Genomic DNA, 13,964 nt, shown 5'->3' on the forward strand with positions numbered 1-13,964 from the left:
CCCCGGGAAGGCCCGCGCCCGCACCCGCCCCGCCGCCTCGTCCTGCCAGGCCCACGCGTAGATCCACTCACCCGGCGGCGGTACGTCGAGCGCCTCGACCTCGCCCGGGGACGCGAACTGCCGCAGCGTACGCCCCGGCGCCCACTCCGCACGCGCCGCGATCCACGTGAACTCGCCGTCCTGGCGGGACGCCACCACGCCCGCGGGCGGGAGCAGTTCGGGCAGGTCGAGCAGCCAGGCCGCACCGACGCAGGGGTGGCCCGCGAACGGCAGACGCACGCTCGGCGTGTAGATGTCGATCACACCGCGCTCGTCGTCGTCCACGAACACCGTCTCGCTGTAGCCGAGTTCGGCCGCCAGCTGCTGCCGGGCCGCCTCACCGGGAACCGAGGCTCCGTCCCGTACGACTCCGAGCTGATTGCCGTGCCGGCCGTCGGGGCCGCAGAAGACCCGGACCACATCGAGGCGTACGCCCACCGTTTCGCTCACCCGGGCATTCAAGCACTGGCGCCCGGGCCCGCCGCCACGGCCCATGCGGTGTCGTCGACGGCGAGCCAGGGCGCGGCCGCGACGGCCGCGGGTGTCATCCCGGCGAAGGCCAGGGCGTCCCGGTGCAGATGGGACTGGTCGGCATAGCCGCTCTCCGCCGCGACCGCACCCGCACTGTGCCCGGCCGCGAGCCGGTGGGCGGCGTGGTCGAAACGGAGCAGCTGCGCCGCGCGCTTGGGCGTCAGACCGATCTGGGACCGGAACCGCGACCACAGCCGCTGCCGGCTCCAGCCGATCTCGGCCGCGAGCGCGTCGATCCGGATCCGCCCCCTGCGCGCCGCCATCTGCTGCCATACGTAGGTGACTTCCGCGGTGGCGGGGCGGCCCGCGGTGTACCTGCGGAGCAGTTCGGCATCCGCGAGCGCGAACCGTTCGCGCCAGGAGGACGCGGCCCGCAGCCGCTCCTCGACCCGGCGGGCCTCGGGACCCCAGATGTCCTCCAGGGGGACCATCTCCCCGCCCGTGTGCGGGTGTTCGGCCGCCGTGGCGCCGCCGAGCACCGCATGCGCGACGACCGGGGACAGCCGTATCTGCAGGCATTCGACGGAGCGGCCGCGCACCCGCAGACCGCCGGGGGCGAGGCCGAGCACGGTGCTGCCGCGCTGCTGCCGGCCGTCGGCGTCTTCGACGAGCAGCCCCTCGCCGAACTCGAAGGCGATCATGACCGACGGATACGGCACCACGGGGAGGTCGAGGGGCTCGGCGGACCGGTCACGGAATCCCGCCATGCCGACGCCCGGCAGCCTGCCGGGCCGTCCGGGGGTGGACACGTCCCACCTCGCGGCGGCGGCACGGGCGGACTCGGCGGTGCGCATGGCTCCAGGTTACGAGCCCCTTCGGGCAAGGGCGTGGGCGTCGTGACATTTGTTCAATACACGGCCACGGGCCCCTGCCGACACTGACGACCTGCCCACTTCGCCTCACTCCACCTCGCTATGCAAAGGACGTGCCCCGTGACCGTGGCCCCGATCGACCTCTTCATGAACTTTCTGCACCTCGACCAGGACGGCCGAGTCCGTGCCGAGAAGCCGGTGTTCGACCCCGGCCGGGACGGCTGGCAGCTGATGACCTTCCACGTGGAGACGGAGGCCGATGTGCACGGCGACCACTGGGAGATCCACACGGCTGCCGACGAGGTCGTCGCCTGCCTCACCGGTGGCATACGGCTGGTTCTGCGCCCGGAGCAACAGGGCGACGACGAGGAGGAGTTGAAGCTCGCGGCCGGCTCCGCGGTGATCGTGCCGCGCGGGCGCTGGCACCGTATCGTCCTGGACGCCCCGAGCGACATCATGTCGCTCACGCTGCCGCGGGGCAGCCGTTTGGAGAAGCGGGCCGCCGAGGCCTGACGGCCCGAGCCCGCACACGCCGACGGCGGGCCCTCTCCGGAGAGAGGGCCCGCCGTCGTACGAACCGGGTGTCAGGCCTCGTCGGCAGTCTTGCGGCGACGGGCCGCGAAGACCACACCGGCACCGGCCGCGACCACCGCGGCCGCGGCGCCGAGCAGCGGGCCCGCCGGAACGTCGGAGCCGGTCGCGGCCAGGTTGCCGCCGCCACCGACGCTGCCGCCCACGGAGCCGCCGCCGGTGGTCGACGAACCGCCGGTGCCGGAGCCGCCGTTGCCGCCCGTGCCGCCGCCGCCCGGCAGTGCGGCGTCCTCGTCGAGGGAGAGTGCGACCGTCACCGGGTCGATCTTGTCGCCGGGCTTGTAGATCGAGCCGACCTCGTCGTTGGCGAAGGTCTGGGCGCCCGCGGCGGTGAAGGCCGCCGGGATCTTGTCCAGGAGCAGCACGTCGTCCTTGACGGTGTACGTGGCCTTCGCCAGGTCCAGCGTCGCGAACTCGACGTCGTTCTCGGTGCCCTTGGCCGTCTTGACGTCCACGAGCAGCGTGCCGCTGGTGCCGTTCGTCTTGACCTTGACGTCGCTGAACGTCATGTCGATGCCGTGCGCGGTGTACAGGAACTGGACGCTGCCGTTGAAGCCCGCGTCGACCTTCTTGCCCTTGGCGTCGAACTTCGCGCTCTTGTACGGGAATTCGTACCCGTCGGCGACCTTCTTGGCCCCGCCCGAGGTCTTCACCTCACCGCCGGCGGAGATGTACCGCCGGAACGACTCCTTGACCCCCCAGGTCAGCTTGCCGTCGACGATCTGGTCGCCGGGCTGCTCGGAGCCGCCGGTCGAGCCGCCCGTGGATCCACCGGTCGAGCCGCCGGTGTCGCCACCGGTCGAACCACCGGTACTGCCTCCGGTCGACCCACCGGTGTTGCCGCCGGTCGAGCCGCCCGTGGAGCCACCCGTGCTGCCACCGGTCGACCCGCCCGTGGATCCGCCGGTCGAGCCGCCCGTCGAGCCGCCCGTGCTGCCACCGGTGCCGCCACCCGGACTCGGGGCGGTCACGGTCAGCTTGTCGCCGGCCTCGCCTTCGTACGGACCGCCCAACTGCTCGCCGGCCTGCTTGGTGAGCTTGGTCTCCATGTCCTTCATCGTCTGGCTGACGGCGACCTCGGCCAGCGGTACGTCCTCGGTGAGCTTGCCGTCCTTGGTGACGTCCGCGGTGACGCTCTTCGCGCCGCTGTCGAACTTGATGTCGGCCAGCTTGATCTCGAAGCCGTGGCCCTTCGGGGGAGCGAGCGACGTGATGGTGACGCTGCCCTTGAAGGTGAGCTTCACCGCGTGCGCCGGTGCCCCGGAGTACGTTCCCGTGCCACCGGTGAACGTGAACGCACCGTTGTTCTCGGCCTGGGTGGCCCCGTCCGCCGTCGTCACCGTGGCAGCGGCGCCCGCGGGGAAGGGGCTGCCCAGGTAGTCACGGAACGACTGCTTGATGCCCCACGTCAGCGTGTAGTCCTTCAGCGGCGTCTCAGCCGCGGACGCCGACGTCGTCGCAAGGGTGGTGGCGCCGAGCGCGAGCGCAGTGGCGGCGGAGGCGGCAAGCGCTATGGAGCGGCGGGAGGTGGCCATGACAGGGGTTCTCCTAGTGGGAATAAGGGAGTTGAGGAGTTTCAGGGGGTGAGGGCGCTCAGCCGTCGGACGAGGCCGAGCCCTCGGGCGCGGCAGCCGTCGCCGGGGACGTACGCCGCTTGCGTACGACCAGGAACGCGGCAGCCGCGAGGAGGAGCGCACCCGCACCGATGCCGATCGGCAGCGCGGGGGAGCTCGAAGAGGAAGAGGTGGCGGCCGACTCGGTCTTGGGCGTCGCCGCCTTCGCCTTGGCGTCCGGCGCTGCGGAGGCGTCCGAGCCGAGGTCCGGCAGCGCCGGCAGCTCGGCCTTGCCGTCGAGGGCGACCGCGAGCGACACCGGATCCATCGCGGTGCCCGCCTTGTACATGTTGTTGAAGGCCTTCGCACCGTCGGCCGTCAGCCTAGAGGGCACCTCGGAGAGCGTGACCAGGCCGTCCGTGGCCTTGAGATCCTTGGCCTCGAAGGTGACGAGCCCGGCCTTCTTCCCGGTGAAGTCCTTGCTCGCGACATCCGCGTACAGCGTCGCCTTGCCCGACTTGGCGCCGACGACGAGGTTGCTCAGCTCGATGTCGAGACCGTGCTCGCCGGTGAAGCGGACACTGCCCTTGAACGTGGCGTCGAGGGTCTGCTTCTTCTGGTCGAAGGTGCCCTTGCCCTCGGGGAAGCGGAACAGCGCTCCGCCGTCCTGGGCGCCGCCGTCGAGCGCCCACTTGCCCTTGGCGATGGAGCCGGTGACGTACTCACGGAACGTCCGGCGCACACCCCAGTCGACGGCGGCGTCCTCGATCCGGCCGGCCTTCGCGTCCTTCTTGCCCTTCTCCTCGTCCTTCTTGTCCTTGTCGTCGGACTTGTCGGAGTCGGAGCCTGATCCGGCGGAAGACCCGGAGCCCGAGCCCGCCACGACATCCGTCGACAGGCTCACCGGGTCGAGCGGCGTGCCGGCCGCGTAGTACCCGGCGAAGGCGTTGGCGCCCTGCGAAGTGAGCGTCGCCGGCACGTTGCTGAGGGCGATCGGCGTGCCGCCGCCCTTCATGTTGATGCCGGAGAGGTTGAGGCTGGCGAGCGGCACCTGCGCGGAGGTGGTGACCTTGCCGGTGCTCTTGGCCTTGCTGACCATGTCGGCGTACAGCGTCCCGGAGCCGCCGGAGATCTTCACGGTGGGCCGGGAGATGGTGAGGTCGAGCTCGTACTCGCCGGTGGGCTTCTTGTGCCCGAGGAAGTGCACGCCGCCGGAGAAGCCCGCGCTCAGGGCGCCGGTGTCCGGGTTGTACGAGCCCTTCGCGGAGTGGAAGCGGAACTGGCTCGCGCCGGCGGTCGCCGCCCCGCCCTGGAGCGTGTAACTGCCCTTGGCTATCGGGCCGGTGACATAGCTCTGGAACGAGGCCTTGATGCCCCAGTCGAGCCTGCCGCCCTGCACCGTACGGTCCTCCGCGTGCGCCGACGTGACCGGCAGCAGTGCGGCGAACAAGGCCCCGAGGGCCGTTACGGCGGCTACTTGGGCAGCGCGTCTCGGCGAAGACATCGGTCCCCCTTCAAGGTCTGGTCAATGAGGTAAGGCTAACCTAAACTATGCGCGACCTGGTGCGGAACCCCTCCCGGCCCGGCAACCGCAGATGAAACAGCAGACCTACTCAACGGCACGACAGGACGGTGGAGTTCGAGTGACCCCGGTGCGCTTGCGGCGTTCCCTGCGACGGGCGGGCGTGCTCGTCGCCGCCGCCTGCCTGGCCCTCACGGGCTGCGGCGGCCAGGCGGACAATCCCGCTTCAAAGGGTGCTAAGTCGGACCAAAAGGCCGCCCCTGACCGGGTGGAGCCGCTCTCTGGTACGCCGAAGCCTCAGCTGCCCGTCACGGTCACCTCGGCCGACGGCAAGAAGGTCACGGTGAAGTCGGCCGACCGCATCGTGCCGCTCACCGGCAGCGTCAACGAGATCGTCTTCACGCTCGGCCTCGGCGAGAAGGTGGTGGCCAAGGACATCACCGCCACCTTCGAACAGGCCGGAAAGCTCCCGACGGTGACCCGCGGCCACGATGTCTCCGCCGAGAGCGTGCTCTCCCTGAAGCCCACCGTGGTCATCGGCGACACCACCTCCGGACCGGCCGAGTCGATGCAGCAGATACGCGACGCGGGCATCCCCGTCGTCCTGCTCGACACCGCCAAGAGCCTCGAGGACGTGAGCAAGCGGATCGGTGAAGTCGCCGAGGTGCTCGGCGTCGAGAAGGCCGGCGACGAACTGATCGAGCGGACCGAGGGCCGGATCGCCGCCGTACAGAAGGACATTCCGCAGCAGGAGAAGCAGCCGCGGGTCGCGTTCCTGTATCTGCGCGGCACTGCGGCCGTCTATCTGATCGGTGGCGCGGAGTCCGGTGCGGGCTCGCTGCTGGATGCGGCCGGCGCCATCGACGCGGGCGCCGAGTCGGGCCTGAGGAAGGACTTCACCGCGATCACCCCCGAGGCGCTCGCGAAGGCGCAGCCCGATGTGATCCTCGTGATGACCAAGGGACTTGAATCGGTCGGCGGTATCGACGGTCTGGTCAAGGTCCCGGGCGTCGCCGAGACCCCCGCCGGCATGGACCGCCGCGTTGTCGACATCCCCGACGGCGTGCTGCTCAACTACGGCCCGCGCACCGACGAGGTCCTCAAGTCCCTCGTCGACCAGCTCTACGGGGACGCCAAGTGACCGCCACCGTGACACCCGCCACGACGTCCGAGGGCGAGACGCCCGAGGACACCAAGTCGCCCGCCGGCAAAGCCCCCCAGGGCAACCGGGGCAGACGCAGCGTCCCGTACCTCCTGACCGTCGGCATGCTGGCCGGCCTGGTCGTGATCTGCCTGGTCTCCGCCGGGATCGGCGCGTACGAGATACCGATCGGGGATGTGATCGCCTCCGCGCAGCACCGCATCGGGCTCGGCGGCGCGGCCCTCGACCGCGTCGGCGAGAGCGTGCTGTGGAACGTGCGCTTCCCGCGCATCGTGCTCGCGCTGATCGTCGGCGCCTCGCTCGGCTGCGCCGGCGCCCTGATGCAGGGCGTGTTCGGCAATCCGCTCGCCGAGCCCGGCGTCATCGGCATCTCCTCGGGCGCGGCGGTCGGCGGTGTCGCCTCGATCACGTTCGGACTGACCTTCTTCGGCAGCTGGACGCTGCCCGTCTGCGCATTCGTCGGCGGCCTGATCACGGTCTTCCTCGTGTACGCGATGTCGCGTTCGGGCGGCCGGACCGAAGTGGTCACGCTGATCCTCACCGGCGTCGCCGTCACCGCCTTCGGCGGCGCCATGATCGGCCTGTTCATCTTCTTCGCGGACAACGCCGAGATCACCCAGATCACGTTCTGGCAGCTCGGCTCGCTCGCCCAGGCCACCTGGCCCAAGGTGCTCGCCGTCCTGCCGTGGGCACTTGTCGGTCTCGCGATCGCCCCGTTCTACTCCCGCAAGCTGGACCTGCTCTCGCTCGGCGAGCGGCCCGCGCGCCACCTCGGTGTCGATGTGGAACGGATGCGGGTGGTCCTGATGTTCGTCACCGCGCTGCTCACCGCCGCGGCCGTCGCGGTCTCCGGCATCATCAGCTTCGTCGGCCTGGTCGTCCCGCACCTCCTGCGGATGCTCGCCGGCCCCGGACACCGCTTCCTGGTCCCGGGCAGCGCACTCGGCGGCGCCCTCGTGCTCGCCGGCGCCGACCTCACGGCGCGCACCATCGCGGCGCCCGCGGAGCTCCCGCTCGGTGTGCTCACCGCGCTGATCGGCAGCCCGTTCTTCTTCTGGCTGCTCCGCCGCACCCGCCGCAAGCAAGGAGGCTGGGCATGATCCGGTCGCTGTTCGCCGTACGCCACCGGGAACTGCCCGCGCCCGTCGAGCCCGGCACCACCCTGGCCTCGGCCGAGGCGCTGCACATCAAGCTCGGCGCGCGCCATGTGCTGCGCGGCGTGGACATCGAGGCGCGGGCCGGCGAGGTGGTGGCCCTGGTCGGGCCCAACGGGGCCGGAAAGTCCACCCTGTTGGCGGCCCTCGCCACCGACCTGACGCCCGACGCCGGGACGGTCCGTATCTGCGGCAAGGACGCGGGGGAGTGGAGCGCCGGTGAACTGGCGCTGCGCCGGTCCGTGTTGCCCCAGGCAGCCTCGCTCTCCTTTCCCTTCCTGGTGGAAGAGGTCGTACGGATGGGGCGGGCGCCCTGGAACGGCACCGCGCTCGCCGACAACGACGACGAGGTGATCGCCGCCGCACTGCGCGCCACCGAGACCACCGAGTTCGCGGCCCGCCCCTTCTCCGCCCTGTCCGGCGGCGAACGCGCCCGCGTCGCCCTCGCCCGGGTGCTCGCCCAGCAGGCCCCGCTGCTCCTTCTCGACGAACCCACCGCGGCGCTCGACCTGCGCCACCAGGAACTCGTCCTGCGGGTCTGCCGCGAGCGGGCCGCCGCGGGTGACGCGGTCGTGGTCGTGCTGCACGACCTCGGTCTGGCCGCCGCGTACGCGGACCGCGTGGCCGTCCTCCATGACGGCACGATCGCCGCCGAGGGAGCGCCCGCCGAGGTCTTCGACGGCGCACTCCTCAGCCGCGTCTACCGGCAGCCGGTCGAGGTGCTGCCCCACCCGCGTACGGGGACGTTGCTGGTGTTCCCGGAGCGCGGCTGAGGCCAGGGGGCGGTAGCGGGTCACTCGCATCCTGCCTTGACCAGGGCTTGACCAGCCCGTGGTCCTGGCGAGATAAGGGTTGGATAAGTTAGGCCAGCCTCACCTGGCCTGACCAACCTGGAGCCCGTATGCGTGCCGCCCGTGCCACCCTCGCTTCCGCCACCGCGGTCGCCCTCGCCGTGATAGCCACCGGCTGCACCGAGAAGTCCGACGCCAAGGCCGGCGACGACCACCTCATCTCGGTGACCGCCACCGACGACAAGTGCGAGGTGGACAAGAAGGAGTTCCCGGCCGGGCATATCGAGCTCGCCGTCGAGAACAAGGGCTCCAAGGTCACCGAGGTCTACATCCTCTTCCCCGACGACCGCATCGTCACCGAGCGCGAGAACATCGGCCCCGGCACGAAGCAGAACGTCACCGCCGAGGTGAAGGCCGGCTCGTACCAGATCGCCTGCAAGCCGGGCATGAAGGGCGACGGCATCCGCCAGCAGGTCAAGGCCACCGGCGGTGGCGAGAGTGCCAAGCGCGACCCGAAGCTGGACGCCGCCGTGGCCGCTTACCGCAAGTACGCGCAGGAGCAGGCGGACGAGACCCTGCCGCTCGCCAAGAAGTTCGCCGACGCCGTGAAGGCCGGCGACATCGCCGCCGCGAAGGCCGCGTACGCGCCGAGCCGTATCGGCTGGGAGCGCACCGAGCCCGTCGCCGAGTCCTTCGGCGACATCGACCCCAAGGTCGACCTGCGCGAGGACGGTCTCGAAGAGGGCCAGGACCTGGAGAAGGACTGGACCGGCTGGCACCGCCTCGAGCGCTCCCTGTGGCAGGACGGCAAGCTCACCGACCGCGACAAGGAGCTCGCCGACCTCCTGATCAAGGACCTCGAAGCATGGCAGGACAAGGTCAACGAGGCGGAGATCACGCCCACTTCGATGGCCAACGGCGCCAAGGAGCTCCTCGACGAGGTCGCCACCGGCAAGGTCACCGGCGAGGAGGAGCGCTACTCGCACACCGACCTCGTCGACTTCAAGGCGAACGTCGAGGGCGCCGAGGAGTCGTACAACCTGCTCAAGCCGGTCGCCGAGAAGAACGACCCGGAGCTCGTCAAGGAGCTCGACCAGCAGTTCGCCGCCCTGAACACGCTGCTCGACAAGTACCGCAAGGACAAGAACTCCTACGACTTCACGTCCTACGACAAGGTCGGCAAGGACGAGCGCAAGGAGCTCTCCGACGGTGTGAACGCGCTCGCCGAGCCGCTGTCGAAGCTGGCCGCGGCAGTCGTGAAGTAAGGGGTACGCCATGGGTGACAAGGCGGAAGTGCCGTCGAGGCGTTCCGTGCTCGGCTGGGGCGGCGCGGGGCTCGCGCTCGGTGCCGCCGCGGCCGGCGGCACAGTCGCCGCGCTCGGCGACGACGGCGACGGGACCACGCCCGTAGCCGAGTCCGGCGCGGCCGTGCCCTTCCACGGAAAGCATCAGGCGGGCATCGCGACCGCCGTACAGGACCGGTTGCACTTCGCGGCCTTCGACGTGAAGACCAAGGACCGGGCGGAGCTGATCGAGCTCCTCAAGGAGTGGACCGAGGCCGCCGCGCTGATGACGCAGGGGCATCCGGTCGGCCAGGGCGCGTACGGCGGCATCGTCGAGGCGCCGCCGGACGACACCGGTGAGGCGCTCGGCCTCAAGCCGTCCCGGCTCACCCTGACCGTCGGCTTCGGGCCCTCGCTCTTCGACGGACGCTTCGGTCTGGAAGGCAAGCGCCCCAAGGCACTTGTGGACCTGCCGAAGTTCCCCGGGGACAACCTCGACCCGGCCCGCAGCGGCGGCGACCTGTGCGTCCAGGCCTGCGCGGACGACCCGCAGGTCGCGGTGCACGCGATCCGCAACCTCGCCCGGATCGGCTTCGGCAAGGTCGCCATCCGCTGGTCGCAGCTCGGCTTCGGCAAGACGTCCTCGACCACGCCCGACGCCCAGACCCCGCGCAACATGATGGGCTTCAAGGACGGCACCCGGAACATCGCGGGCACGGACACGGAGAATCTGCGCAAGCACGTCTGGGTGTCCGAGAAGGACGGCCCGGACTGGATGGCCGGCGGCTCGTACCTCGTGGCGCGGCGGATCCGGATGAACATCGAGACCTGGGACCGCACGTCGCTCAAGGAGCAGGAGGACATCTTCGGCCGCACCAAGGGCGAAGGCGCTCCGTTCGGCAAGAAGCGCGAGCACGACGAGCCGAACCTCAAGGCGATGCCCGAGGTCGCGCACGTACGCCTCGCGCACCCGGACACCAACGGGGGCGCGATGATGCTGCGCCGCGGCTACTCGTTCACCGACGGCACGGACGGTCTCGGCCGCCTCGACGCGGGCCTGTTCTTCCTCGCCTACCAGCGCGACGTACGCGACTCCTTCATCCCCGTACAGCTGAACCTGGCGCGCCGCGACGTGCTCAACGAGTACATCCAGCACGTCGGTTCGGCCGTCTTCGCCGTGCCGCCCGGGGTGCGGACGGACTCCGACTGGTGGGGCAAGGCCCTGTTCTCCGAAGGGGCGTGAGCCATGTTCGCCAACTACCTGATAGGCCTGCGCGAAGGGCTCGAAGCCTCGCTTGTCGTCTGCATCCTGGTCGCGTACCTGGTCAAGACGGACAACCGCAAGGCGCTGCCGGCCATCTGGATCGGTGTCGGTATCGCCGTGACGGTGAGCCTCGCGTTCGGCGCCGGCCTGCAGTTCGGTACGCAGGAACTCACCTTCGAGGCCCAGGAGCTGATCGGCGGGGGCCTCTCCATCGTCGCGGTGGCACTCGTGACGTGGATGGTCTTCTGGATGCGGCGCACCGCACGCCACCTCAAGGCCGAACTGCACGGCAAGCTCGACGCGGCGCTCAACTTGGGCACCGGCGCCCTGGTGGCGACGGCCTTCCTCGCGGTCGGCCGCGAGGGCATCGAGACCTCGCTGTTCGTGTGGCGCTCCGTGGACGCCGCCGACGACGGCTGGCGCCCGCTCGCGGGCTGCCTGCTCGGCCTGCTCACCGCGGTGGTCATGGGCTGGCTCTTCTACCGCGGAGCTCTGCGCATCAACCTGTCCAAGTTCTTCCAGTGGACCGGCGGCATGCTGGTCGTCGTCGCGGCGGGCGTACTCGCGTACGGGATGCACGATCTGCAGGAGGCGCGGTTCGTCGGCGGCCTCGGCGACAAGGCCTTCGACATCAGCGACAGCTATCCGCCGGACACCTGGCACGCCACGCTGCTCAAGGGCATCTTCAACTTCCAGCCCGACCCGACCGTGCTCCAGGTCACGGTGTGGGCGCTGTATCTGTACCCCACCCTGGTGCTGTTCCTGGCCCCGGTAGGGTTCCCTGCGTCAGCACTGGGGCGCAAGGCAGCACTGGGGCGCGAGGAGCAGAAGGCGAGCCATGAGCAGGGTGAGTCGGCCGGCAGCGGCGGGGGCAGCGATGGCGGTCCTGGCCCTGACCGCGAGCGGATGCGTGACGGTGCACGGGGAGCGGGAGATCGTCCCGGCGGCGACGAAGTCCGAGGCGGCACAGGCCCTTGAGGAGTTCACGGCCGCGTACAACAAGGCCGACAAGGCCTACGACCCCGCGCTCTCCCAGAAGCACGTCACGGGCGCGCTCGGTGCGATCAACCAGGCCGGTCTGAAGGCGAAGGCGAAGAACGCGCCGGACGGGAACCCGAAGCACGCGGCGCTCGAACTCACCGACGCCGAGTTCGCCATCCCCAAGAAGGCGGGCTGGCCGCGCTTCTTCGTCGCCGACACCGACAGCAACCGGGACGTGGACGACGATCCCGCCAAGGACACCCACTGGTTCCTGGTCTTCGTCAAGCACGCCGTCGACGACCCGTGGCAGGTCGCGTACCTCAACATCCTCACGCCCGGCGAGGTACCGCAGTTCAAGACCGACAAGGACGGCTTCGCCACACCGGCGGACGCCGGCACGAACGAACTCGCCGTGGCGCCCGGCCGGCTGCCCGCCGCGTACGCCACGTATCTGCAGGACGGCGGCAAGGAGTTCGCCGACGGACCGCACACCAGCGGCTGGCGCGCGGACCGCAAGGCGCGCGAGTCCAGCCCCGGCTGGTCCCGCCAGTGGGTCGACCAGCCGGAGCAGGCGGGGGACTTCGCGCCGCTCGGGCTGCGCACGAAGGACGGCGGTGCGTTCGTCTTCTTCGGCACGCGGCACTTCGAGAAGCAGACGGCCTCCGAGGGTCTGAAGATCACCGTGCCGAAGGACGTGGAGGCGCTGCTCACCGGCGAGGTGAAGCAGTCCATCACGCTGGAGCGGGTCTCGAACCTGGCGGCACAGGTACCGGCGAAGAACGCGGCGAAGCCAGGGGTCGTGCTGTCGAGCCGGATCATGGGGATCACGAGCGCGGTGGGGGAGTAGTTCAGCGTGGCGCATCCCGGGGTTTCCGGGGGCTCCTATTCGTCGCCCCCGGCACTCCAAAACCCGTTGCCCACCCCACCGAGCACCCCGGAACATAGGCCCACGTGAGCGCGATACTCCCCGACCTCTCCCCGTGGCGCAGCAGCCGTGACTTCCGGTTGCTGTGGACGCAGGGACTGGTCACCTACTTCGGCAGCTTCATGGCGATGATCGCCCTGCCGCTGCAGATCAAGGACCTCACCGAATCCCCGCTCGCCGTGGGCGCGATGGGCGCGGTCGAGCTGATCCCGCTGATCGTGTTCGGGCTGTACGGAGGGGCGCTCGCCGACGCCGTCGACCGGCGCAAGGTCATCCTGCTCACCGAGGCCGGACTCGGACTGCTCGCGGTCGTCCTCCTGGTCAACGCGCTGCTGCCGAACCCGCTGCTGTGGCCGCTCTACCTGGTGGCGGCCTGTGTCTCCGCGCTCGCCGGACTCCAGCGCCCCGCGCTCGACTCGCTGCTCGCACGGATCGTCCCGCACGACCAGCTCACCGCCGCGGCCGCGCTCAACGCGCTGCGCTGGCAGATCGGCGCCATCGCGGGACCCGCGCTCGCCGGTCTCGTCGTCGCGTACGCCGGGCACGCCACCGCGTACGCCGTCACGATCGTCGGCTTCGCCGCCTCGGTGGTGCTCTGTCTGCGGCTCACGCCCGCCCCGCCCTCGCACGACGCCGAGAAGCCCTCGCTGCGCGGGATCGCCGAGGGCGCGCGCTACGCCTGGTCGCGGCCGGTGCTGCTCGGCACGTACGCCATCGACCTGGCCGCGATGATCTTCGCGTTCCCCAACACGATCTTCCCGTTCCTCGCGGACGACCTCGACGCCGAGTGGTCACTCGGCCTGATGTACGCGGCGGGCTCGATCGGGTCCCTCGCGCTGAGCCTGACGAGTGGCTGGACCACGCGGGTGCGCCGGCACGGCCTGCTCGTCGTCTTCGGCGCGGCGAGCTGGGGCCTGGCGATCACGGCGGCCGGCTGGTTCGGGAACGTGTGGCTGGTGCTGGTCTGTTTGGCCCTGGCCGGCGCGGGCGACATGCTCAGCGGCCTGGGCCGCTCCACGATCTGGAACCAGACCATCCCCGACGAGCTGCGCGGCCGCCTCGCCGGCATCGAGGTGCTCTCGTACAGCGTGGGCCCGCAGCTCGGGCAGGTCAGGGCGGGCGCGATGGCCGGCTGGACGGGGACGCGGACGGCGATCTGGTCCGGTGGCGCGGCCTGTGTCGCCGCGGTCGCGCTGCTCACGGCCGCGCTGCCGAAGCTCGTCTCGTACGACGCGGACACGGATCCGGATGCGCTGCGGCGCAAGGCGGCACATGAGGAGACCGCGCGGGTGAAGACCGCACACGAAAAGGCGGGCGAGGCGACCGCGGCCGAACCGGCCTGAGTCACCCGCCCGC

General features: G+C 70.6%; 13 protein-coding genes. 9 read left to right on the top strand and 4 right to left on the bottom strand.

Annotated elements, in window-relative coordinates; all coding sequences use genetic code 11:
* Both G6045_RS19910 and G6045_RS19915 read right to left on the bottom strand, forming a co-directional pair.
* A partial coding sequence (locus G6045_RS19910; RefSeq protein ID WP_328707834.1) for a PhzF family phenazine biosynthesis protein occupies positions 1–489 on the bottom strand: 489 nt, incomplete at its 3' end.
* A gap of 8 nt (positions 490–497) precedes the next feature.
* Positions 498–1,364, bottom strand: a complete 867-nt coding sequence (locus G6045_RS19915; RefSeq protein WP_206343947.1) for a helix-turn-helix domain-containing protein — start codon at positions 1,362–1,364, stop codon at positions 498–500.
* Between the two features lie 138 nt (positions 1,365–1,502).
* Between G6045_RS19915 and G6045_RS19920 the strand changes: the two genes are divergently transcribed.
* A complete protein-coding gene (locus G6045_RS19920) occupies positions 1,503–1,895 on the top strand; it encodes a cupin domain-containing protein (RefSeq protein ID WP_165333363.1) in 393 nt (130 codons plus the stop codon).
* Between the two features lie 71 nt (positions 1,896–1,966).
* On the opposite strand, the gene G6045_RS19925 is transcribed toward G6045_RS19920, so the two are convergent.
* Positions 1,967–3,508: an HtaA domain-containing protein gene (locus tag G6045_RS19925; RefSeq protein ID WP_165333364.1), complete on the bottom strand. Its 1,542-nt coding sequence runs from the start codon at positions 3,506–3,508 to the stop codon at positions 1,967–1,969.
* Between the two features lie 58 nt (positions 3,509–3,566).
* Complete coding sequence (locus tag G6045_RS19930; RefSeq protein ID WP_165333365.1) at positions 3,567–5,030, bottom strand: HtaA domain-containing protein; 1,464 nt, start codon at positions 5,028–5,030, stop codon at positions 3,567–3,569.
* 91 nt (positions 5,031–5,121) lie between these two features.
* On the opposite strand from G6045_RS19930, the gene G6045_RS19935 reads away from it, so the two are divergent.
* The 8 genes from G6045_RS19935 to G6045_RS19970 all read left to right on the top strand — a co-directional run bounded on the left by G6045_RS19935 (position 5,122) and on the right by G6045_RS19970 (position 13,951).
* Positions 5,122–6,189 carry a heme/hemin ABC transporter substrate-binding protein gene (locus tag G6045_RS19935; RefSeq protein WP_165333366.1) on the top strand — a complete coding sequence of 356 codons (1,068 nt, stop codon included), beginning with the start codon at positions 5,122–5,124 and terminating at the stop codon, positions 6,187–6,189.
* A complete protein-coding gene (locus tag G6045_RS19940) occupies positions 6,186–7,310 on the top strand; it encodes a FecCD family ABC transporter permease (RefSeq protein ID WP_408056346.1) in 1,125 nt (374 codons plus the stop codon). Before G6045_RS19935 ends, G6045_RS19940 begins: the two co-directional genes overlap by 4 nt.
* The gene (locus G6045_RS19945; RefSeq protein WP_408056347.1) at positions 7,307–8,137 is read left to right on the top strand and encodes a heme ABC transporter ATP-binding protein; all 831 of its coding nucleotides are present in this window, start codon (positions 7,307–7,309) and stop codon (positions 8,135–8,137) included. Before G6045_RS19940 ends, G6045_RS19945 begins: the two co-directional genes overlap by 4 nt.
* A gap of 128 nt (positions 8,138–8,265) precedes the next feature.
* On the top strand, positions 8,266–9,420 hold the full coding sequence (gene efeO, locus G6045_RS19950) for an iron uptake system protein EfeO (RefSeq protein ID WP_165333367.1): 1,155 nt from the start codon (positions 8,266–8,268) through the stop codon (positions 9,418–9,420).
* A gap of 10 nt (positions 9,421–9,430) precedes the next feature.
* On the top strand, positions 9,431–10,681 hold the full coding sequence (gene efeB, locus G6045_RS19955) for an iron uptake transporter deferrochelatase/peroxidase subunit (protein WP_165333368.1): 1,251 nt from the start codon (positions 9,431–9,433) through the stop codon (positions 10,679–10,681).
* Positions 10,682–10,684: 3 nt separating this feature from the next.
* On the top strand, positions 10,685–11,680 hold the full coding sequence (efeU, locus tag G6045_RS19960) for an iron uptake transporter permease EfeU (RefSeq protein WP_165333369.1): 996 nt from the start codon (positions 10,685–10,687) through the stop codon (positions 11,678–11,680).
* Entirely contained in the window at positions 11,580–12,530 is a 951-nt protein-coding gene (locus G6045_RS19965; RefSeq protein ID WP_165333370.1) for a hypothetical protein, read from the top strand. The genes efeU and G6045_RS19965 overlap by 101 nt, the downstream gene beginning before the upstream one ends.
* A 104-nt stretch (positions 12,531–12,634) precedes the next feature.
* Positions 12,635–13,951 (top strand): MFS transporter, encoded by a 1,317-nt coding sequence (locus G6045_RS19970; protein WP_165333371.1) that lies wholly within the window; start codon positions 12,635–12,637, stop codon positions 13,949–13,951.
* Positions 13,952–13,964: the final 13 nt, after the last annotated feature.

The organism is Streptomyces mesophilus (assembly GCF_011044995.1).
GTDB lineage: Bacteria > Actinomycetota > Actinomycetes > Streptomycetales > Streptomycetaceae > Streptomyces > Streptomyces mesophilus.